Origin of the sequence: Lactobacillus ultunensis DSM 16047, from assembly GCF_001436305.1 — a bacterium.
GTDB lineage: Bacteria > Bacillota > Bacilli > Lactobacillales > Lactobacillaceae > Lactobacillus > Lactobacillus ultunensis.
The window spans coordinates 19,841-42,986 of record NZ_AZFO01000004.1 but is presented as its reverse complement, the minus strand read 5'-3'; the positions used below and the strand labels follow the sequence as shown (position 1 = coordinate 42,986).

23 protein-coding genes are annotated in these 23,146 nt (G+C 35.3%); 7 read left to right on the top strand and 16 right to left on the bottom strand.

From position 1 onward, the window contains the following. The first annotated feature begins 60 nt into the window (after window positions 1–60). A complete protein-coding gene (locus FC57_RS02040; RefSeq protein ID WP_007126257.1) occupies window positions 61–501 on the top strand; it encodes an 8-oxo-dGTP diphosphatase in 441 nt (146 codons plus the stop codon). Then, window positions 502–1,164 carry a M23 family metallopeptidase gene (locus FC57_RS02035; protein WP_007126258.1) on the top strand — a complete coding sequence of 221 codons (663 nt, stop codon included), beginning with the start codon at window positions 502–504 and terminating at the stop codon, window positions 1,162–1,164. It abuts the gene before it with no gap. Between the two features lie 50 nt (window positions 1,165–1,214). On the opposite strand, the gene FC57_RS02030 is transcribed toward FC57_RS02035, so the two are convergent. From FC57_RS02030 to rpsU, 12 genes are all read right to left on the bottom strand, one after another. After that, the gene (locus tag FC57_RS02030) at window positions 1,215–2,009 is read right to left on the bottom strand and encodes an SDR family NAD(P)-dependent oxidoreductase (RefSeq protein ID WP_007126259.1); all 795 of its coding nucleotides are present in this window, start codon (window positions 2,007–2,009) and stop codon (window positions 1,215–1,217) included. A 143-nt stretch (window positions 2,010–2,152) separates the two neighbouring features. Further along, window positions 2,153–3,349 carry an MFS transporter gene (locus FC57_RS02025; RefSeq protein ID WP_007126260.1) on the bottom strand — a complete coding sequence of 399 codons (1,197 nt, stop codon included), beginning with the start codon at window positions 3,347–3,349 and terminating at the stop codon, window positions 2,153–2,155. Window positions 3,350–3,490: 141 nt separating this feature from the next. Then, window positions 3,491–4,603 (bottom strand): RNA polymerase sigma factor RpoD, encoded by a 1,113-nt coding sequence (rpoD, locus tag FC57_RS02020; protein WP_007126261.1) that lies wholly within the window; start codon window positions 4,601–4,603, stop codon window positions 3,491–3,493. A gap of 15 nt (window positions 4,604–4,618) precedes the next feature. Further along, entirely contained in the window at window positions 4,619–6,442 is a 1,824-nt protein-coding gene (gene dnaG / locus FC57_RS02015; protein WP_040529704.1) for a DNA primase, read from the bottom strand. Between the two features lie 26 nt (window positions 6,443–6,468). Then, window positions 6,469–8,532, bottom strand: a complete 2,064-nt coding sequence (gene glyS, locus FC57_RS02010; RefSeq protein ID WP_007126263.1) for a glycine--tRNA ligase subunit beta — start codon at window positions 8,530–8,532, stop codon at window positions 6,469–6,471. Then, on the bottom strand, window positions 8,525–9,442 hold the full coding sequence (gene glyQ / locus FC57_RS02005; protein ID WP_007126264.1) for a glycine--tRNA ligase subunit alpha: 918 nt from the start codon (window positions 9,440–9,442) through the stop codon (window positions 8,525–8,527). The genes glyS and glyQ overlap by 8 nt, the downstream gene beginning before the upstream one ends. Before the next feature lie 259 nt (window positions 9,443–9,701). Then, window positions 9,702–10,454 carry a DNA repair protein RecO gene (recO, locus tag FC57_RS02000; RefSeq protein WP_007126265.1) on the bottom strand — a complete coding sequence of 251 codons (753 nt, stop codon included), beginning with the start codon at window positions 10,452–10,454 and terminating at the stop codon, window positions 9,702–9,704. Beyond that, on the bottom strand, window positions 10,455–11,360 hold the full coding sequence (gene era / locus FC57_RS01995) for a GTPase Era (protein ID WP_007126266.1): 906 nt from the start codon (window positions 11,358–11,360) through the stop codon (window positions 10,455–10,457). It abuts the gene before it with no gap. Next, entirely contained in the window at window positions 11,360–11,884 is a 525-nt protein-coding gene (gene ybeY / locus FC57_RS01990) for an rRNA maturation RNase YbeY (protein ID WP_007126267.1), read from the bottom strand. Before ybeY ends, era begins: the two co-directional genes overlap by 1 nt. A gap of 2 nt (window positions 11,885–11,886) precedes the next feature. Next, a complete protein-coding gene (locus FC57_RS01985) occupies window positions 11,887–12,846 on the bottom strand; it encodes a PhoH family protein (protein WP_007126268.1) in 960 nt (319 codons plus the stop codon). 26 nt (window positions 12,847–12,872) lie between these two features. After that, window positions 12,873–13,316 carry a GatB/YqeY domain-containing protein gene (locus FC57_RS01980; RefSeq protein WP_040529707.1) on the bottom strand — a complete coding sequence of 148 codons (444 nt, stop codon included), beginning with the start codon at window positions 13,314–13,316 and terminating at the stop codon, window positions 12,873–12,875. 168 nt (window positions 13,317–13,484) lie between these two features. Beyond that, window positions 13,485–13,661, bottom strand: coding sequence for a 30S ribosomal protein S21 (gene rpsU / locus FC57_RS01975; protein WP_002880182.1), 177 nt, complete (start codon window positions 13,659–13,661; stop codon window positions 13,485–13,487). Between the two features lie 176 nt (window positions 13,662–13,837). Here rpsU and FC57_RS01970 point away from each other — a divergent pair, with 176 nt between their 5' ends. Beyond that, on the top strand, window positions 13,838–14,674 hold the full coding sequence (locus FC57_RS01970; protein WP_007126270.1) for a pyruvate, water dikinase regulatory protein: 837 nt from the start codon (window positions 13,838–13,840) through the stop codon (window positions 14,672–14,674). Between the two features lie 171 nt (window positions 14,675–14,845). Next, on the top strand, window positions 14,846–15,493 hold the full coding sequence (locus FC57_RS01965) for a M23 family metallopeptidase (RefSeq protein WP_007126271.1): 648 nt from the start codon (window positions 14,846–14,848) through the stop codon (window positions 15,491–15,493). 54 nt (window positions 15,494–15,547) lie between these two features. On the opposite strand, the gene FC57_RS01960 is transcribed toward FC57_RS01965, so the two are convergent. Both FC57_RS01960 and msrA read right to left on the bottom strand, forming a co-directional pair. Continuing rightward, entirely contained in the window at window positions 15,548–16,426 is an 879-nt protein-coding gene (locus FC57_RS01960; RefSeq protein ID WP_007126272.1) for a YitT family protein, read from the bottom strand. 91 nt (window positions 16,427–16,517) lie between these two features. Next, window positions 16,518–17,087: a peptide-methionine (S)-S-oxide reductase MsrA gene (gene msrA, locus FC57_RS01955; protein WP_040529852.1), complete on the bottom strand. Its 570-nt coding sequence runs from the start codon at window positions 17,085–17,087 to the stop codon at window positions 16,518–16,520. Window positions 17,088–17,262: 175 nt separating this feature from the next. Here msrA and FC57_RS01950 point away from each other — a divergent pair, with 175 nt between their 5' ends. Further along, window positions 17,263–17,910 carry a hypothetical protein gene (locus tag FC57_RS01950; RefSeq protein ID WP_007126274.1) on the top strand — a complete coding sequence of 216 codons (648 nt, stop codon included), beginning with the start codon at window positions 17,263–17,265 and terminating at the stop codon, window positions 17,908–17,910. A gap of 37 nt (window positions 17,911–17,947) precedes the next feature. On the opposite strand, the gene thrB is transcribed toward FC57_RS01950, so the two are convergent. Together thrB and FC57_RS01940 are read right to left on the bottom strand one after the other, a co-directional pair. Further along, a complete protein-coding gene (gene thrB, locus FC57_RS01945; protein ID WP_007126275.1) occupies window positions 17,948–18,811 on the bottom strand; it encodes a homoserine kinase in 864 nt (287 codons plus the stop codon). 13 nt (window positions 18,812–18,824) lie between these two features. Then, window positions 18,825–20,060 (bottom strand): homoserine dehydrogenase, encoded by a 1,236-nt coding sequence (locus FC57_RS01940; protein ID WP_007126276.1) that lies wholly within the window; start codon window positions 20,058–20,060, stop codon window positions 18,825–18,827. Between the two features lie 115 nt (window positions 20,061–20,175). Between FC57_RS01940 and thrC the strand changes: the two genes are divergently transcribed. Together thrC and FC57_RS01930 are read left to right on the top strand one after the other, a co-directional pair. Next, on the top strand, window positions 20,176–21,666 hold the full coding sequence (gene thrC / locus FC57_RS01935) for a threonine synthase (protein ID WP_007126277.1): 1,491 nt from the start codon (window positions 20,176–20,178) through the stop codon (window positions 21,664–21,666). 19 nt (window positions 21,667–21,685) lie between these two features. After that, window positions 21,686–23,041 carry an aspartate kinase gene (locus tag FC57_RS01930; protein WP_007126278.1) on the top strand — a complete coding sequence of 452 codons (1,356 nt, stop codon included), beginning with the start codon at window positions 21,686–21,688 and terminating at the stop codon, window positions 23,039–23,041. Window positions 23,042–23,146 lie beyond the last annotated feature (105 nt).

The following is a 23,146-nucleotide window of genomic DNA, read 5'->3' as shown; positions in this document are numbered from 1 at the left end:
TTATCAGGTTTATTTGGCTACTATTTGTTATAATCATCCCAGAAAGTGGGTTTTAATTATATGAGTAGAACAGAACCTGTAACTCTAACTAACATGTGTATGATTAAAAATAAGGATAAAATTCTCGTACTAAATCGAAATGATCCAGTATGGCCTGGTTTAACTTTCCCTGGTGGACATGTTGAGCCACATGAATCATTCAACGATTCTGTCGTTCGAGAAGTTTTGGAAGAAACTGGCTTAAAAATAGTACATCCGAAACTTGTAGGAATAAAACAATTCTATGATCATAATAAACAACGCTATTTAGTCCTATTTTATACTGCCAAACAATTCTCTGGTAATCTTAGAGAATCTAAAGAAGGATCGCTTACTTGGATGACTAAAGAAGAACTAAAAAGGCACCAATTGGCGTATAATTTTGATCATGATCTGCCAGTCTTTTTCGATTCAAAAATTAGTGAACATATTCTTGATGGGAAGCGAGATGAACTCTTTTAAATGAAAAAAACTGAAAGCAAAATTTCACTCTCTGTCGCATTAATAGCAATTATCTTTTTTGCTTCAATTCCTTTGTGGCACATTAACCTAAATTCTCCGAGACCACAAACGAGTGTAGTTAAGAAGAAAAAAACTCAAAAGAAGAAAGTTCATAAAGTTACTTGGGGATATCCTTTTAAACGGTTATACGAGAAGAAAATCAAATTTAAGTCAGGTCAAAAATTTGGTGAAACAGATGTAATCAGACGATACTATCCAAGTAAAAGTTACTTCCATGATGGATATGACTTTGGTTTCAGCGAAGTTGGACACTCTATTGTTTATGCAGTTCATGCAGGAACAGTTCACAAAGTTAAATATGCCCCTGGCTTAGGATTATATGTTTGGGTTATCTCTGATGATGGTTACGTTGAAATCTATCAGGAAGGCTTTCTCAGTATCACAGATATTTATGTGAAAAAGGGACAAAAGATCAAGTTGGGACAAAAAATTGGTCGTTTAACCGGCTCACATATCCACTTAGGTGTTACCAAGACTGACAAGAACTATATCGACAAACACGGTGTACCTTGTCGATATTATTGGAAAGACAACGGTACCTGGCTTAATCCAATGAAAATCATTGAAGATGATATTGCCCAAGGTAAAGAAAGCGAAAAATAGAAGAATCACTGCAAATTCAATTTTGCAGTGATTCTTTGCTTTTTTGAATTTTAATATAAAGTTGGTACCAATCCACCATCCAAACGTAAAGCTTCACCAGAAAAGGATGAAGAATATGGACTCGCAACAAAGGCAGTAAAACGCCCCACTTCTTCTGGTCTAATTAATCTTTGGATTTGCGAAAGAGGACGATGATTTTTCATAAAGTCGCTCTCCCATTGGTCTCTAGGCAGATCCGAATCTTTATACATATCCTCCAACATTTGCTCAACACCTTCGGTCAAAGTTGAACCAGGCATAATAGTATTAACAGTTACATGAGTTGCCTTTGTCAATTTGGATAAACTTTTAGCCAATGACAAATTCATAGTCTTAGTTAAACTATATTGTGGCATTTCACCAGATGGCATAACCGCTTCTTCACTAGCAATAAAAATAATTCTACCAAAATCGTGTTTTAACATTTTAGGTAGATAGAATTTAGATAATGCATTGCCTGAATAGAAGTTAACATCAATAAAATGCTGCCAAACTTCTTCAGTTATATCAAAGTAATTCATCGGTTGAAAAATACCCATATTATTAACTAAAATATCTACTTCAGGAATTTGTTCAAAAAGAGACTGCTGTCCATCTTCTGATGATATATCAAAGGCTGCTCCTAATGGCGATGTAGTTGGAAAGGCAGATTTAATTTCTTTCACAACTGAATTTACGGTCTTCTCGTTACGCCCATTAATTATAACGTTAGCTCCTTCTCTAGCCATCTCAATGGCAATTGCCTTCCCTATTCCTTTTGTCGAACCCGTAATGAGTGCTTTCTTTCCTGTTAAACCTAAATCCATAATTTACTCCTCTAAAGAATACTTACTTTTTATTAGTACAGATTATAAACTATAACTTACATTTTGCAAGTTATTTTTAAAACAAAAAGCCCTGGATATTTTCTTATCCAAGGCTTATTTTTGAAAACTTCTTCGATTATATATTAATTGAAATTTTCTAATTTACTAAGACGATTCAAACCAGCACTACATGTTATTATCACAGACAAAATCAAGCATATGATTGCAACAATAAGAACAATATGTGCCTCTATTTTTGTCAGATAGCCACTTGCCAAAGCCATAATTGGTCCAGCAATCCTTGTTAACGTAGTCGATATAGAGGTAACTGTCCCTTTATATTTTGAAGGGGTTTTAGCTTGCATAATAGTAAAGAAATTAGCTTGAGCCCATACGCTACCAAAGGAAACAATAGCATATCCAACAGTTACCAATATGAAAGAATTTAGAAATAACATCATGGCAAAACCACACATTATTAACAGACCTATAAGAACTAATTGAAAACCAAGTTTTAACTTTTTTCCGAAGTGTAAATAGACAAAATTGCCTAAAATGCTAGCTACTGACGAAATAGTAAAAAATATCCCTATTAAGCTAACGGAAACATGCATAGTTTGTTTCAACAGGAAAGTTAGCATGGGTACAACAACTTGGAAGCCGATATTAGCGACAAAAAAACTGACAATTAGCCATTTGAGATCATGATTAGCCATTAAAAAGTGAAAACCGACATGTTTTTTCAAATTGCCTTTTTGGGAACGATCACCGCCCTTAGAAGATTCCGGCTTATAATCTTTAATAGTCCAAATAAGACTAAGATAACTTAATGCATCAAGAATAAAACCACCAATATAATGCATAAAATTCAACACAATAGCGGCAATCCCTGGGCCAAAAGTCTTTTGAATGGAAGAAATTAATCCTACCTGACCAGAAACAGTTGGTAATTCCTCAGTAATTACAGATTCAGCGATAAAAATTTGATAACCAGTCCAAGTGATTAGATCAAATGTACCCAATATAAAAATAATTATTAAGATTAACCAAATTGGAGCTGTAAACTGAATCAAAAACGGAATTGCCAGTACTAATAGTACCTGCATTAGAAGTGAAATTAACATTATTCTTTTTCGAGAATACGTGTCAAATAAAGAACCAATGACAAACCCAAATATAGCAGTAGGAAGATACTCCATAGCCGTCAATAATCCCATAATTACGGCAGAATGAGAACGAGATAACATTAAAAGTGGAATAGCAAAGGTATAAAACTGATCACCAAAACCAGAAATGAGATATCCTAGTAATAATTTATTTTTCTGTGTTAGACTTTTCATTTTTCTATTTCTCTTTAGTTTTCATACATTTTATCATATATCTCAGTTTTAAGATTATAAATCCTTGAATACCAAAATAAAGAAAAAGTCATATTTGTTTTTCAACAAATATGACTTTCTGCTTTTACTTAGTATTAAATGTTAATCCATAAAGTCTTTTAATTGATTTGAACGACTTGGATGACGAAGCTTACGTAAAGCTTTGGCTTCAATCTGACGAATACGTTCACGAGTTACACCAAATACCTTACCTACTTCTTCCAAAGTACGAGTACGGCCATCATCAAGGCCAAAACGCAAACGTAAAACATTTTCTTCACGGTCAGTCAAAGTTTCAAGAACTTGTTCAAGTTGTTCCTTCAACATTTCATAAGATGCATGTTGTTCGGGACTAGTAGCATCCTTGTCCTCAATAAAGTCACCTAAGTGTGAATCATCCTCTTCACCGATAGGAGTTTCCAAAGAAACAGGTTCTTGAGCAATTTTAAGAATATCACGTACTTTATTAGTAGGCACATTCATTTCTGCCCCAATTTCTTCTGGGGTAGGTTCACGACCCAAATCTTGAAGCAATTGACGTTGAATTTTAATTAATTTATTAATAGTTTCAACCATGTGAACGGGGATTCTAATTGTACGTGCTTGATCGGCAATCGCACGAGTTATAGCCTGTCTAATCCACCAAGTTGCATAAGTTGAGAACTTGAATCCAAGACGATAATCAAATTTATCAACAGCCTTCATCAGACCCATATTACCTTCTTGAATTAAATCAAGGAATGACATTCCACGACCTACATAACGTTTAGCAATGGAAACCACCAAACGAAGGTTAGCTTCAGCTAATTCTTGCTTTGCTTCTTCATCCCCAGCTTCAATTCTTTTAGCAAGAGCAATTTCTTGATCAGCAGTAAGAAGAGGCACACGACCTATTTCCTTCAAGTACATCCGAACCGGATCATTCATTCGAACACTTGACGGAGCAGACATGTCCTTCAATTCAGCTTTTTCAACATCTTTTTGCTTCTTTAAAGCTAACTTTGAAGGATCACCATTTTCATCGACAATACTGATACCATTATCTTCAAACTCTTGTACCAGTTGATCAATAGCCTTACCTTGTAAGTTATAAGGCTTAATCAGACGAGCAGTAAAGTCTTTTTCAGTAATCGACTTATCTTTTTTTACGTCTTTAACGACTTTCTTCACCATCTTATCCAAAGATAGTTTTTGTGTAGTTCTCTTTTCTACCACTAAAAAGCCTCCTTATTAACCTAAGATCCTCTTCAATCCAATAATCTCTTGAGTAATCTTTAATATTTCTTGTACATCTTGTTTGCGCTTAGCATCCTGTAATTGATTTTTGAGCTCATTCAGCCGGGAATAAATGCTGCGCTTTTGTAAAGATTGCACATACTCATCAACCTCTTGAATTGTGAAATCTTTTGGCATTTCTGCTAGTTCAGCATCTACTATTATACCTTGAAGTTGCTCAGGAATAAAATCTAAGAAACCATCAATTTGTGGATTATCATGTGTTTCTTGATATTTTATCCATAAATTAGCCAGAGATTCAAAATCTTTATCCGGAAAATGAAAATGCCCCTCCAAAAGATATTTTTGAGCTTGAGCTGCATGAATAAATAAATAGAGCAATCTCGTTTGACATGGATGTTGTTGTGCTTCAGTCTGTTGCGGCACCTCTTCCGTTATAGGTGCAGATTCAGGGATCGATGTATCAGTGGGAACAGAATAATCCCTATACTGACGCATATGACTGCGAGCACGATTGTTCTTACGTCTTTCCCTAGCTAAATTTGCCTTTAATGACTCAATAGAAACACCAGCTGAACGTGCTAGTTTTTCAACATACATATCCTGTTCAACAGGATTCCTAACTTGGCTAATTTCTTTAATTGCCTCATTAAGATAAGTAATCTTTTCACGATCATTATCCAAGTTATACTTTTGTGCTAATCGTTTAAGAAAAAAGTCAGTTGGTGTTAAAGCACCTTTTACTTCTTCGCGATATTTTTCAGCACCATATTTTCTAACATATTCATCCGGATCAAGCTTCTCTGGTAAAACGACAATACCTAAATTAAAATTGCCATCTTTATTAAACATTCGTGCAGCCCGTTCTTCTGCATGAACTCCTGGATCATCGCCATCATAGTTGACAATAATATTTGGTGTAACTCGTCTTAACATATAGATCTGATCATCTGTTAAACTAGTCCCCATCGAAGCAATACCAGATTTTACGCCAGCTTTATAAGCTGCTATTACATCCATGTAGCCTTCATAAAGAATCAAATGTCCTTCACTTCTGGCTGCCCTTTTTGCTTCCGCAAAATGAAACAGTACCTTAGATTTAGTAAAGATTTCAGTTTCAGGGCTATTCATATACTTAGCTTCGGTTTTATCATTGGAAATTCGTCTCCCTGAAAAACCTATAGTCTTACCGTTCTCGTTATCTAGTGGAAACATCAATCGATCACGAAAACGATCGAATAATCTTCCATCTTTACTTTGAACAAACAGGCCACTTTTAGCTAGGTCATCATCCTGATATCCTTTACCACGAAGATATGTAATTAGCACATTATCTTGTTTAGGAGCATAACCAATCTTAAAATGTTCAAGCGTATCATGATCTAACTCTCTCTTTTTAGCGTATTGCATTCCTCGCTCACCGGCTTTAGTTGTAAGCAATACTCGATGATAAAATTCTGTTGCATCCTGATGCATTCGCATAATCGGACTAAGTTTAGGAGCACTACCTTTACCATATCCCGTTGGCATGGGAATATGAGCAAATTCAGCAACACGCTCAACACTTTCAGGGAAAGTCAAATTGTCTTTATACATCAAGAATTTAAATACATTACCGCCTTTACCACAGCCAAAACACTTAAAGAATTGTTTTTCCTCATTAACTGTAAAAGATGGTGTTTTTTCTTGATGAAAAGGGCAAAGACCAATATAGTCTTTGCCTTTCTTTTCAAGTGATACGTATTGGCTAATGACATCTACAATATTCACATTATTGCGGACCTCACTGATGAATTCTTCTGGAATTCGTCCAGCCACATGAATCACCTTTTCTATCTAAATCTTTATTTAATAACCAACTTGCTTAAATCACCTAAGCGATCAGCTAATTCACTTACAGCATACAATTGTGCTAAACGATTATTCTTAACCTTTTCATTCTTAGCCATAATCATATTAGTGTCGAAGTATTGGTCAATCACTGGTTGAAGTTGAACAAAACCTTGGTAAAGATCAGCTAAGCTTTCAACATCTTGCAAGTTTTGGACACCGACATAGAGTTCCTTTTCGCTGTTATCATCAAACAAACTTTCATCAACATCAACGTTGCCCTTAAACTTAGCTTTCTTCAAAATATTGTCAATTCTAGTCAAACTTTCAACAACTGGCTTGAATTCTTCATCATCATGATGAAGTTGCAATACATTAGCTGCTGCTAAAACTTGACTTGGATCTTGTTGACTTGAAGCAAGAACTGCATCAACAATATCGTACTTAAATTTATTCTTTTGTAAGTATTGCTTTACACGATCACGAATAAAGTCAGCAATTTCTTGATCGGCATCACCCTTAGGTAACTTAGCTGGAGTTACACCATTAAGCATACTAATGATTTCAGGCAATACTTCATTAAATGGAAGTGACCACTTTTCATTAAGCAAAATTCTAACAATACCATATGCATAACGACGAAGAGCGTATGGGTCATTTGATGAGGTAGGAATCATGCCTGCACCAAAGAATGTTACGATAGTATCAATCTTATCTGCAATTGATAACAATGAACCAACTGTAGTTTCTGGAAGTGGACCTTCAGCAGTTGTTGGCATGTAATGTTCCTTAATAGCCACTGAAACTTCTTCATTTTCACCAGCAAGACGAGCATAATGCATCCCCATTACACCTTGAAGTTCAGCAAATTCGCCGACCATTTGAGTAACTAAGTCAAACTTGTAAAGCTCACTAGCACGATCAAAATCTTTAACAACGTTATCTGGCAAGTTCCAACGCTTTGCAAGATAATCACCAATCAAGCGTACACGTTGCATCTTTTCAGCCATTGAACCAATCTTATCGTGGAATGAAACATCCTTAAGGCGATCAACAAAGTGACTGAGTGGATACTTACGATCTTCATCATAGAAGAATTGGGCATCATCCAAACGAGCAACCAAAACTTTTTCATTACCAGAAATAACATTATCAAGATAATCTTTATTACCATTACGAACAGCAATAAAGTGATTGATCAAATTGCCATCTTCATCATAAACTTCAAAGTATCTTTGGTTATCCTTCATGGAAGTAATTAATACTTCATCTGGAATGTTTAAATACTTTTTATCAAACGAACCAGCAAAGACAGTTGGATATTCAACCAAATAAGTAACTTCTTCAAGCAAGTCACGATCTGGCTTAACTTGCCAATGATTCTTCTTAACCAATTCATTCATTTGGTTAACAATCATGTCCTTACGCTCTTCAGCGTTAGCAATGACGTATTGATCTTTCAATGCATCTTCATAATCATCTGCATTAGCTAACACAACTGAATCACCTAAGAAACGATGACCTTCAGTCTTACGACCTGCAGTAATATCCAAAATCTTAACGGGAATTACATCACTACCAAATAAAGACACAAGCCAGTGAATTGGACGTACGAATTCAAAATCGTTTGAATCCCAACGCATCTTAGTTGGGAAAGTCATATCTTTAATAATATCGCTCATGCCCATCAAAATATCGCTAGCTTTTTTACCCTCTTTTTGAACATGAACATAGGCATATTCTGTACCCTTTAGTTCTTTAAAGTAAATGTCATCAGTAGTCATGCCTTGACCACGTGCAAAGCCTTGAGCAGCCTTAGTCCAATTACCATCTTTATCTTGAGCAATTTTCTTAGCTGGGCCCTTCTTTACTTCATCAATATCGTCTTGTTTCTCAGCTAAGTCTTCAACAAGAATGGTCAAACGACGTGGAGTTGAAAAAGTCTTGATATCTTTAAACTTTAAGCCATTTTCTTTCAAAAACTTCTTAGTTCTGTCAGCTAATTGCTTAACACTGCGTGGTACCACGTGAGCTGGCATTTCTTCAGTACCAATTTCAAATAAATAATCTTTAGCCATTTTCTACCCCCGCTTTCTTGTCTTCTGCACTTTTAAGCAATGGGAAGCCACGTTTTTCACGTTCTTCAACAAATTTAACAGCAACTTCATGAGCTAAACTTCTAATTCTTGATAGATATCCAGCACGTTCAGTTACTGAAACTGCTCCACAAGCATCAAGCAAGTTGAAAGTATGTGAGCATTTCAAAATGTAATCATATGCTGGGTGTACCAAGTTTTGGCCCAGAAGACGTTTAGCAGTTGATTCATAAACATCAAAGAATTTAAGTAATTGATCTTGATCAGATTCTTCAAACGCATACTTAGAATGTTCATACTCTGGTTGTTTGAAAATATCGCGATAAAGAACGCCATTTCCCCATTCAAGATCAAACACTGAGTTGACATCTTGAATATATGAAGCTAATCTTTCAACACCGTAAGTAATTTCACTCATAGTTGGCTTAACGTCTAATTCACCAACTACTTGGAAGTATGTAAACTGACTAACTTCCATTCCATCAAGCCATACTTCCCAACCAACACCGGCACAACCCATTGATGGGTTAGCCCAGTTATCTTCCACGAAACGAATATCATGTTCCAAAGGATCAATGCCTAAAACCTTCAAACTGTCTAAGTAATATTGTTGAATATCTTTTGGAGCTGGTTTAATAACAACTTGGAATTGATGGTGTTGGAATAACCGGTTAGGGTTTTCACCATAACGACCATCTGCAGGTCTTCTTGAAGGCTCTACATAGCAAGCTGCCCATGGTTCGGGACCAACTGCACGAAGAAAAGTGTAAGGACTCATCGTACCTGCACCTTTTTCAACATCGTATGAAGGCATAATCATACAACCTTTGGAGGACCAGAATTGTTCCAGCTTAAAGATCATATTTTGAATATTTAATTTCTTATCTGCCATTTTCCTTAATTCTCCTCCTGCGCTAGGCCATAAAAAAAGCCTATGCAAAATTTTGCATAGGGACGAAATATATCGCGGTTCCACCCTAATTCAGGAAGTCTTCTTCCTGCACTTAATTGGACATGGCTAGAGGTGCCTTTTCCTAGATGCCCTCTCACCAAACGGCATTCGCTGAACTAGTACTTTTCTAATCCTCATTATTGCCACGTACGTTTTTATTTTAACACATGAATCAGGGATTAACCATATTTTTAACTGACTAAAATAGCTTTAATTCATCCAAAAACTTTTTAGTTTTTAAATTCAAATCAATTGTTTCTCTATAAATACGATCAATTGCTTTGCGTGTAGCTTTTTTTGTTTCTTCATTGATGGATATTGTTCCAAGTCGATCAATCGGTAATAAAGCAATTGTTCTCAATACAGCGGTTTCTTTAGGTTTTAAATGCATGCGACTATTAACTACACCAAAATGATCACTGCACACAATACCGCCTAATTTAATTGAATAATCAAAAACACCTTTTTCCTTACCACAAATTACACAATGCCGTAACTCCGGTTCTACGCCATAAGCACTTAACATTTTCATTTGTACAATTTGGGTAATCATTTCACTATCTACGCCTTTGTCAATCTTGTTCAGGGCAAAAAGAGCCAAGTTGTAATATTTACCAATCGGCTGATATTCAACAAAAGCATGGTCAATTAAGTCAAAAATAAAAGAAGCATAAGCGTTCTTGGTCAAATCATGATAAAGACCATCGAATTGCTTTACTTCTTTATACGTACGCAGATTGCTTAAACCATGACCACTAGTATAGATGATATAAGTACCTGTTGAAAAATTCAACGTGGCCGCACTTAATCGTGATTTCGGTCTTAAAGCACCTTTCACAATTAAAGTAATAATACCATCTTGTTTAGTCATAATTTTAGCTAATAAATCTGCTTCTTTATATTTTTGTCTTTTGAAAATAATACCCTGAACTTCTTTAAGTTCACGTACCATTTAACTGAGTTCCTTTTTATCATACCCAATTTGCTTCAAAAAGCCTGGATCTGAGCGCCAGTTATATTGAACCTTAACCCAGAGACGCAAATTGACTTTTTCTCCCAATAAATTTTCAATTTCTTTGCGAGAATTTATACCAATTTGCTTGAGCATCTTACCACCTTTACCTATGATAATGCCCTTTTGTCCATCTTTTTCAACATAAATAGTTGCTTCAATGACCAATTTGCCTCTTTCATGCTTATTCATGTGATCTACTGCAACCGCGGTAGCGTGCGGTACTTCTTGTGAAGTAAGAACTAAGATCTGTTCACGAATAAGTTCAGCAACAACAAAATATTCTGGACGATCTGTGATCTGATCAGCACCATAATATTGCGGTCCTTCTGGCAAATATTTATTAATTGTACCAAGCAAATCTTCAATACCAATACCTTGAGTAGCAGAAATCGGTAGTATCTCTTTAAATCCTTCAAGTTTATGATACGAATCCATGATTGGCAGAAGTTTATTAGGATGAATTTGATCAACCTTATTAATTACTAAAAATACAGGAACTTTTACTTCCTTTAACAAGTCAGCGATATATTGATCACCTTTACCAATTTCCTCAGGTTCAACCATAAATAAAACCAAATCTACGTCATTTAAACTTGAAAGACTAGCTTTATCCATGTAATCGTCAAGCTTTGAATGAGGTTTAAAGATACCTGGTGTATCAACAAAAACTACTTGCATTTTATTAGAAGTATATATGCCTGAGATACGATTTCGCGTTGTCTGAGGCTTATTTGACGTAATCGCCACTTTTTGACCAACTAAGTAGTTCATTAAAGTTGATTTGCCAACATTAGGACGACCAATTAAAGCAACAAAGCCAGATTTAAAATCTTTTTCTTCCATTATTTACCTCTGCCTTCATCTAACTGATCAGGATAAAGTGGCAAGCCATAATCTTCTAGCACCTTTCCCTGAATACCAAACATTTCTTTAGCTTCTTCTGGCTTAATGTGGTCATAGCCATTTAAGTGCAAAAAGCCGTGAACAACTGTGTAGCCAAATTCTCGATCAAACCCTGTACCATATTCTTTACTATGACGCTTAATAACACTCGGACACATAAATAGATCCCCGATATCCTCTTGAAAATCTGGATCATCCTCAAAGGCAGCTAAGTCAATTGAATCCTCACCATCTTCAATTGCAAAAGAAATCACATCAGTTGGACGATCTTTGTCACGATATTTCAAATTAATCTCATGACTACGATCTTCGTCAACAAAATTAATACTCATTTCTAAGTTATTAGTCTTGCCTATTTCCTTTTTAGCTAAAAGTAAGAGCTTCATAATCCAGTCCTGCCAGTCACGCTTTTTATCATCTAAAAAGCCAACTTCATCATTATATGTAATATCAATTGGATCCATTTTTAATGTTTAATGTCCTCTTTTTCATAAGCAGTAATAATTTTAGCAACTACAGGGTGACGAACAACGTCATTTGCAGAAAAGTTGATGAATTTGATTTGGTCAATATTCTTCAATATGTGCTTTGCGTCGATTAAACCGCTATGCTGTCGTCCCGGTAAATCGACTTGAGTCATATCTCCGTTTACAACCATCTTGGAATTAAACCCAAGACGTGTCAAAAACATCTTCATTTGTGCATCAGTAGTATTTTGGGCTTCGTCAAGAATTACAAAGGCATCATCAAGCGTACGCCCACGCATATAAGCTAGCGGAGCAACTTCAATTACGCCACGTTCCATTAAGCGGTCAGTCGTATTATTACCAAGAATAGCGTACAAAGAATCATAAATTGGTCTCAAATATGGATCAACTTTTTCCTTCAAATCACCAGGCAAAAATCCAAGTGATTCACCAGCTTCAACAGCCGGTCTTGTTAAGATGATCCGAGAAACCTCTCCCTTTTTAAAGGCTGCAATTGCACAAACAACTGCCAAAAAAGTCTTACCAGTTCCCGCTGGTCCTATTCCAAAAACAACGTCAGATTTATCAATAGCTTCAACATAACGCTTTTGACCCATATTTTTAACTCTAATCGGTCTACCTTTAGCATCCCGAATTAAAACTTTCTTATATAAGTCTGCAAAATATTCGGTTGTACCCTTATCAGCCATCTTCATCGCGCTGACCGTGTCGGGCGCGCCAACGTTAACGCCGGTATTCACAACACTGTCTAATGCTTTTAGAACAGCAATAACTTTTTTGATATTTGCCTCATCATCACCTGTAATGACAATTTCATTACCGGTATCTGACACAGATAAATCATAACCTTCAGAAAGAAGCTTTAGATTCCCATCATTAACTCCAACTAATTTTTGAATATTCTCTGGTTTTTGAGGTGTAAAAGTTGTTTGAGCCAAAAAGATCCGCTCCTTCTTGTTTATAACTAATTCAGCTGATCACGAACTGCTTGTGAAGCAGCTTTACCATCAGCACGTCCCTTGATTTTAGGCATTAAAGACTTCATGACTTTACCAAAATCGGACTTGCCTTTAGCGCCAACTTCATCAATCGTTTCTTTAACAGCAGCTTCCAATTCATCTTTGCTCATTTGTTTAGGCAAATACTTCTCAACTACTGCTAATTCTTTCTTAGTTTCTTCAACTAAGTCATCGCGCTTTGCTTTTGCAAATTCTTCGATTGATTCTTCTCTTTGCTTTTTCTCACGATTAAGAACAGTTAATTCTTCATCCGAATTCAAATCATGTCCTAATTTGATTTTTTCGTTCATCAATGCAGACTTAATCATTCGAACAGTATTAAGAGTAGTTTTGTCGTGATTCTTCATGGCTGTTTTCATATCAGTCATAATTTTCTCTGACAAACTCAATTTAATAATTCCTTCTTTCTATTAAAAACCCAATAATATTATAACAAACTAAATGTCTAACGAAAATAAATCTGTTATCTATTTATTTAACATAATCTATAATATGAATAGTGCTTTTATGTAAAACAAAAAGCTCACCCAATCCCGGGTGAGCTTTTCCAAAAATTATTAATAATGTCTACGCTTACGAGCAGCTTCTGACTTAAGCTTTCTACGAACACTTGGTTTTTCGTAGAATTCGCGCTTGCGGTATTCTTGTAAGGTACCACTTCTAGAAACGGAACGCTTGAAACGACGAAGAGCATCATCAATAGACTCGTTTTCGTGAACGATTGTCTTAGCCATGTGTGATCCCTCCTTCCATTTCTTGGCGTTACGCCATACATTTACTTAAATTATACCAAACAAATCTTTAGGGTCAATACCAATTTATAAATATTTTTTGAAAAAGTTTATCGCTTGAATTTCCTTGTTAATCCGCTTTCATTAATAGTATAATTATTTCAGAAAGAGGTGCTAATATGGCAGAAACAAAAGATCAAAATGAATTAAATATCATCATTATTTCAGATGCCGCTGGTGATACCGCATTTAGCAACGCCACTGCAGCCGCTGCTGAATTTCCAAATGCCAAAATTAATTATCGTCGTTACCCATTTATTACTAATCAACAAAAATTGGATGAAGTCTTAGAAGAAATTCAAAAGTATCCAAATTCGGTTATCATCTATAGTTTAGTAAAAGATGAAATGCAAATGCCAGTTATCAAATTTGCACGTGAACATAATATTCAGTGTGTTGACATCTTTTCTCCTGTAGTTGAAGCCATTCAACAAACTACTCACATGAAGCCAGACCAAAAGATTGGTGCACAGCACAGTTTGAATCAGAAGTACTTCGATAGAATTTCTGCAATGGAATTCGCTGTAATGTATGATGATGGTAAAGATCCAAAAGGATTCCTAGAAGCTGACGTAGTTTTACTTGGTGTTTCTAGAACTTCTAAGACTCCACTTTCATTATTCTTGGCAAATAAGAATTTGAAGGTTGCTAACTTACCACTGGTTCCTGAAACTCATATTCCAAAAGAAATTTACGAAATTGATCCAAAGAAGATTATCGGTTTGACTAATGACCCATCTGTTTTAAATGAAATTAGACGTCAAAGAATGATTGCCTACGGTCTTAACCCAGATACGACCTATTCAAACATGGATTCAATCAACAAGGAACTTGAGTCAGCACAAGCTTTATACAAGAAGTTGGGATGCTACGTAATTAATGTAGCCCACCGTTCAATTGAAGAAACTGCTGCTCTAATTTTGGAACACTTGGGTATTGACGACTACGCTAAGTAATAAATAATTATATTTAATATTTAAAAGACTGAGACTAAAGTTTCAGTCTTTTTTCTATCTTTTAGTTAGTGGCAACAATTTTGTAACGGTTACATAAAATTACTGCGTTACAATGGTCTAGGTCACTTATAGAAAGGAGAAAAAATCAGGAACGTCCTGGTTTTATAATAGATGAAATTTCGTAAACAAATTATTACTTTATTAGGTGCAGTTTTATTGGGTTCAAGTGTAAGCATGTCAACTGTTGCTTCAGCTGATACGATTGATAGTAATCCTATAACTAATATAACTGACACAGTTGATGCTAACAAAGACACCACTAAAAAGACTTATAAATGGACTTATCCATTTAAGGCTTGTGAAAAATATGGTGTACGTCCTATGTTTAACGCTCAAGTATTTGGAATGACTAACTACTTGCGTTCAGTTAACCCACCTTCATACTTTCACGATGGTTGGGACTTTGGTCACTCAGAAGTTGGTTATTCACCCGTTTATGCAATTCATCCAGGTACTGTAAAAAAAGTGGGTTATGCTAACGGATTAGGCTGGTTCATTTGGATAATCAGTCCTGATAAATATGTAGAAATCTACCAGGAAGGTTTTACCAAGAAACGTGATATATATGTAAAAACTGGTCAAAAAGTAAAAGCTGGTCAAAAGATTGGCAAATTAACTGGTTCTCACCTTCATTTAGGTTTAACCAAAACCACTAAAAAGTACATTAACAAGCATGGCTTTCCTTGCAACAACTGGAACGTAAATAATGGTACTTGGCTTAATCCAATCAGTGTAATTAAGAAACATTATAGGAAATAAAAATCTAAACAAATAAGAAAGCTTGAAGTTTCAAGAACTTCAAGCTTTTTCTTTTTACACAATTTCTTGTTCTTTAAATCGGCCATATACTTTTTCAACTTCACTTATACTCATAAATGCATATGGATCAGCATGTTGAACAATCTGACGAATATCATACATGTCATAACGATCGATAATAGTGATTAAAACAGTCTTTTCAATATGACTGTAAGCACCTTCCGCATCATGAAGAATAGTAATACCACGATGCATCCGGTTTTGAATACCATCAATAATATGTTGAGGATGTTGAGTAACAATCATTACCTGCATTTTTTGGTGTTGAGTATAAACCGCATCAATTACTCGACCATTAATAAAAATAGTCAAAGCTGAGTATAAAGCACGTGTCCAGCCAAACATAAAACCAGCCGCAGCAATGATAATTAAATTAATAAAGATATTAAACTTACCATAACTAATACCGGTTTTTTGACGAATTACAATTCCAATAATATCAAGCCCACCTGTTGAAATCCCATTCTTAAGTGCTAATCCGGTACCAATTCCGTTGATCGAAGCACCGAAAATTGCGCAAACCACAGGATCCAAATGCATTTGTAGTGGCTGAATTAAGTGCATCATCACGGAACCAAGAGCAACTGCAATAATAGTAAAGAAAGTGAATTTATGTCCTATCTTGCACCAAGCCAAAATGAACAATGGAAAGTTCAAGGCAAAATACATAAATGATGTGGACAAAGTAAAAGGTAAATATCGTTCACTAACGGTGTTGACTAGTTGCGCAAAACCAGTAATTCCGGATGAGTACATATGTCCTGGAGTCCAGAAAAAGTTTAAGGCAATGGCTACCGCGATAGAATAGAAAAAAGCTGCAGATAACTTTGAAATAAAGTTATATCGCCTGTTGAATTTGTCTAATTGATCCATATTTTATGTCAATCCTTAAATCAAATATATTATTTTATTTAATTGAGCATATTAAGTTTAACAAAATTTGAAGCTAGGACCAACCTAAAAACTACTTGTTCCAGTGCTTTTTTATGTAATCTGCACGACCACCTGCTTCTTCTAAAGCATAACGTTCAGGATTCTTTTTATAAAAGTTTTGATGATATTCTTCTGCTGGATAAAATGGTTTATCTTTTTCAATTTGGGTGACAATTGGTTTATCAAAGAAACCGCTATCTGCTAGTCTTTGTTTAGACTCTTCTGCAGCTTCTTTTTGCATTTCTGAATTATAGAAGATTACTGGACGGTAATTATCACCACGATCTTGAAACTGTCCCATTGCATCTGTTGGATCAGTTACTTGCCAGTAATAATCTAGTAGTTTTTCATAAGAAATCTTGCTGGGATCATATGTAATTTTAACTGCCTCAGTATGGCCTGTTGTACCAGTGCATACTTGCTCATAAGTTGGATTAGCAACATGACCACCAGTATAACCAGAAACCACTTTTTCGACTCCATCAACTGTATCAAATGGTTCTACCATACACCAAAAACAACCGCCAGCAAAAATAGCCGTATCATAATGGGCTTTTGCCTTGGTATCAGTGCTTTTAGCTTGTTTGTTATTCTCTGTCATTCTCTCATATTCTCCTTTTTTCAATAAAATTTCCGGCATTTTTCCGGTCTTCTATAAATTAAAGTTACTTTAACACAAGATATAATAATTCGAATCATTTATGCTTACATATCTAATTAATTTTTTATACGCAAAAATCTAACTGTATAATAGAAACAAAAGAAAGGTGACTTTAATGAGTTCTTATTATGAATTAATATGGCGGGAAGACGAACTCGATTCATACTCCACCGACAAATTGAATTTTATTTTTAATACAATTAATCATCCCTACCCTGTTAGATATCGGCAAATGTATTCCAACCGGCTTGAATGGCAAAAAGCAGTTAACCACCATGAAGCCACAATTAAAAAGGTAAAAGACATTATTACTCAACGTGATGATGCCCATGATATTAGAGAAAGCTGGCTAAAACAACATAAGCAAAAAGCAACCGATACAAAAAATGGCTACACAGTTGAACAATTAGCAAATAAACTACCTCATATGGCCAATCAACTTGGTGCCTTCATGGAAATAGAAAATATTGAAATAAAATATTTCGATGAAGATTTTAAACCTCGTTACGATCTATCTGATTTTAAAGATATTTTTAAAGAAAACTATTCTTCCAGTGGTTTCAAACAAGACGGCATCACTGAATCTGCATTTCTTAACCTCTACCCTAATATTAAGAAAAAGGATCTTGATAAGATCTTAGCCTTAGCAGATTATGAACCAGAAATAGAAGATAATACTGAAATAATGCCATATTGGTACGCTGTCAATGCAAAGCGGATGCTTATCGACGGTGACAGTTTTACTGAAACTTTTGATGTCTAACAAAAATAACCTTGAAAAATCAAGGTTATTTTTTATTTTATTCAATTATTTGCACACCATGAGGATCAGGATGTAAAACAAGAGTTTTATCTCTTAGATCATGCTTTCGAAGCCCAGACAAAAAGCCATTGACATGCTCATCCGCCACCCAGGTCATCACTGTTGAACCTGCACCACTAAGATAAGTTGTCAAAGCATGTTTTTGGTGCGCCACATCTCTTACTTTAGAAAGTTCTGGTACTAATTTCTCACGATAATTTTCATGAAAAACATCTTTTTCCATTAACTCTCCAGCTATTTGATAATTCTTAGCAAATAGACTTGCTACCAATGTATTAGCAATTGCAGAACCATGAGTAGCCGTCTTAAAATCCAGCTCTTGGGGCAAGACCTCACGAGCTTTTTTTGTTGGTAAATTATAGCTTGGAACATAAGCAACTAAAGAAAATGGAGGCAACGGAGCCTTAATTGCATCAAAGTGTTTTTCAACTTCAGTACCAATTACTAATCCGCCAAGAATAGTTGGAGCAATGTTATCTGGATGACCTTCAATTTCAGCACCGATTTGCACTTTTTCATCATCAGTCAATCCCAACTTTCCAAAATGATCAGCAAGTTCAATTCCAGCAACTATGGCACTCGAACTGCTGCCCAAGCCATGAGAAAGGGGAATATCACTTCTTACTTGTAAATGAAGCGGTTTTAGCCCTGGATATACCGTCAGGGCCGTCTTAACAATCAAATTACTCTCATCGTGAGAAATGTCTGGCATAACATGATCAACTTGAAAGTGATCTGATAAACCTAAAACTTTTACCTCTAAATACAATGAAACAGCCATTCCAATTGAATCAAATCCTGGTCCTAAATTAGCTGTTGAAGCTGGTACTTTAATAAGCATTCTAACCCTCTTTTCACTTTAAAACCTTGTAACTAGCTCTTAAATATTGATCTTGAATTGCTAAATCTTGAAGCTGTTGACGACTAATTTCTTCTGTCATTACAACAGTTTTTTGATTAATTCGTTTTATTTCTCTTACCGGAATCTCTAACTTCGAAAGTAGTTTACTCAAAGTGAATAAAGTTTCTTCCGCATCAAACGACAAGTAATATGGATATTTAACATCTTCTGAACTAGTTAATTTCATTATTCTTGAGAAATTACTAAAAGGCTTACCATTTATTTGCTTTACATAGTTGCTAGTTTCCGCAATTACGTCACTCATTACAGAGCTAGCAGTGGCTGAGCTACCTGCTCCTGGTCCTGTAAAGACTGCAGTACCTAAGCTCTGACTCTTAATTTGTAAAGCATTAATTTCATTTTTAATATGAGCCATGATCGCATTTTCAGGCAAAAGGCAAGGAGCAACTTCCACAAATAGCTTACCTGCTATATTTTTGGCAATCCCAATTAACTTAATAACATAACCCATTTTTTGCGCTTGCTTAATATCAAAATCTTGTAAGTTATTAATTCCTTCAATAGTAAAATCATTAATTCCAATCTTGGTACCAAACGCAAATTTACTTAAGATAACAATTTTATAAGCAGCGTCTTTGCCTGTTACATCATTAGTTGGATCAGCTTCCGCAAAACCTAATTCTTGCGCCTGCTTTAAGGCTGCATCGTAACTCAGGCCCTTCTCTCCCATCTGGGACAAAATATAATTAGTCGTACCATTGATAATCCCTTGAATCTCAGAAATCATATCACTGGCATAAGAGGTACTTAAAGTTCTTAAAATTGGAATACCACCAGCCACACTGGCATCGTACATTAAGTCACATCTATCCTTCGCAGCTAGAGCAATTAGTTCAGAACCATAAGTAGCCATTAAGTCTTTATTAGCAGTTACTACATTTTTACCCGCGTTAAGAGCATCAGAAATGTATTCTTTTGCTGGATGAAGACCGCCCATTAGTTCAACTACAATTTTAATTTCAGGATCTTGAAGAATTTCCATAAAATCAGTAGTTAAATCAAGTTCTTTAGCCACATTCTTATGTTTATTGGGATTACGGACCAACGCTTTCTTAATAACAATCTCTTCCCCACTGGTTTGTTTGATCTTTTTTTGGTTATTTTTGATTATTTTTAAAACACCAGAACCAACAGTTCCTAATCCAAGTAATGCGATTTTGATTGCCATTTTCCATTTCCTCTATTTTAATGATTTTCTTATTTTTATGATTGTAACACAAGGCAAAAACAAGTTACAATAGTTAATATACTTATATTTCAGACTTAAGAAGAGGACGATTTTTATGAAATACCGTAGTACACGCGGATCAAAGGAAAACACTTTAAATGCACCAGCTGCTATTATTCAAGGATTAGCACAAGATGGTGGTCTCTATGTTCCACTTGCTTTCCCAAAAGCTAACTTTAAATTAGAAGATCTGCCTAAATTGTCTTATAAGCAGATTTCAGCGATGATCATTAGTCTATTCTTTGACGATTTCTCTAAAGAACAAATTAAATCAGCAGTTATCAATGCCTACAGTGAACAATGGGATGATCGTAGCATTGTTCCCATCGAAAAACACGATGACAACTTTTACATGGAACTATTTCACGGTCCAACCCTAGCATTTAAAGATATTGCTTTACAAATGCTCCCTCAATTGATGACACGGGCAGTTCAAATTAAAAAAATCGATCGCGATATTATCATCTTAACCGCAACCTCAGGTGATACTGGTACTGCTTCTATGCGAGGTTTTGCCAACCAAAATGGCACTCAAGTCATTGTTTTCTATCCTGAAGGCGGAGTCAGTCCAGTTCAACTTAAACAAATGCTTAGTCAGCGTGGTAATAATCTCCGAGCTATTGCCATTAAGGGTAATTTTGACGATGCACAAACGGAAGTTAAGAAAATCTTTAATGATAAAACTTTTAGAACTAAGTTAAATCAAAATGGTTTCCAATTTTCATCAGCTAATTCAATGAATATTGGTCGACTCGTTCCACAAATTTCTTACTATCTTTATACATATGGTCAATTAGTTCGCAGACAAGAAATTAAATTAGGTGATAAAGTCAATTTTGCAGTACCAACTGGAAACTTTGGTGATATTTTAGCTGGTTATTATGCCAAAAAGCTAGGATTACCGATCAATAAATTAGTCTGTGCTTCAAATGAAAATAATGTATTAACCGACTTCTTTAATAATGGTGTTTATGATAAGCGTCGTAAATTCCATTTAACTAACGCTCCGGCAATGGATATCTTAGTTTCCAGCAATTTAGAACGTCTTTTATTTGATCTTTACCAGGAAGATTCCCAAGAAATTGCTAGCCTAATGAATCAGTTAACTCAAAGGGGACACTACCAAGTTTCCGGTGAAGTCTTTTCTAAAATGCAAGATATTTTTGCAGCTGCTTTTGCTTCTGAAGATGAAGTAAAAGCAGAAATCAAACGAATCTATGATTATGATCGCTACGTCATTGATCCTCACACAGCAGTTGGCTCTTATGTAGCTCATCAATACCAACAAAAATCTAAAGATAAAACTCCAATGGTAATTGTTTCTACGGCTAGTCCTTACAAGTTCCCTGAAACGGTTTATACAGCTATTACTGGCAGAGAATGTCCTCAAACAGGTGTCGCTGCAATAAAGAAACTACATGATGAACTAGGCGGTCAACTATCAATTGGCGTTCGTGCCCTCTTTGACCACGAACCTCATAAAGAAATGATTATTGATCCAAGCAATATGGAGGCAGAAATTAGCTCAATTTTAAATTTAAAGTAAGAGTTTTTACGAGGTAAACATGAAAGTTGTTAAATTTGGAGGATCTTCCTTAGCCACTGGCAATAATGTCAATCAGGCTTTAGACATCATTAAAAATGATCCTAAAAGACAAGTAATAGTTGTTTCAGCACCAGGAAAAAGAAGTGAAGATGATATTAAGGTAACTGATTTATTGATCACTTACGCTTATACCAGTCTGAGAAGCAACAATTACGAAGATATTGCTAATGAAGTATTCAAGCGTTACGAGCTAATTGCACAATACTTTGATTTAAACGAGTCTGATTTGACTGAAATCAAGCGTATTCTTTTAACTTTACCCAAACTATCTTACCCTAATGCTGATTATCGTATGGCTGCTTTTAAAGCTCATGGTGAGAGACTAAACGCTTTACTCATATCAAAGATATTAAATCATCAAGGAATCAAGACACGCTTTCTTGAGCCTAAAGATGTAGGACTCATTGTAACAGGGATGCCTAACAACGCTGAGGTTAATCCTGAAACTTATGTCAATTTAAAGCGCGTTAAAATAAATAAAGATGAACGCATCATTTTTCCAGGCTTTTACGGTATAACGCCGTCTGGTCATATTGCTACCTTCTCACGTGGAGGCTCGGATATTACTGGCGCTATTTTGGCAAGAGGATTGAATGCAGAATTATACGAAAATTTCACTGATGTTGACGCAATTTTCTCTGCTAATCCTAATATCATTGAGAATCCTAAACCGATTAAAAAAATGACTTACCAGGAAATGCGAGAATTATCCTATGCTGGTTTTTCTGTTTTTCATGATGAAGCCTTAATTCCAGCCATTGAAGGCGAGATTCCAGTAAATGTTAAAAATACTAATCATCCTGAAAAGCCAGGAACTTTAATTGTGCCTGAAGAAGGATTTGTACCTAAAAGAACAATTACAGGAATCGCTGGTGGCAAAAATTTCGCAGCCCTTTATTTAAGAAAATATATGCTTAATAAAGGTGCTGGTTTTACTCTTAAACTAATGGAGATTTTTAATCGTCATCATGTTTCTTATGAACATATGCCATCCGGAATCGATGATTTAACCATAATTTTTAAGAAGGATGCCTTAAGTGATCAATTAATTGATGTAATTTGTAATGAAATTCAAACTAGCCTTAATCCTGACCAAATGCAATGGATTGATGATTATGCAATTACCATGGTTGTTGGTGAAGGGATGAAGGATAAGCTGACACTTTGTGCAAGCATCTTATACCCTCTTGGTAAAAAAGATATTTCGATTCAAATGATTAATCAGGGTGCATCCCAAATATCAATTATGATAGGAACTAAACGAAAAGATGAAGAAGCAGTAATCAAAACAATATATGATAATTTTATCGCTTAAATAAACTTAACATAATTTAATCAATGTTAAATTAAAAACAGGAGAGAATTTTCTCCTGTTTTTGTATGCATTAGACTTGACTCTATAACTATTTTACTTGCAACT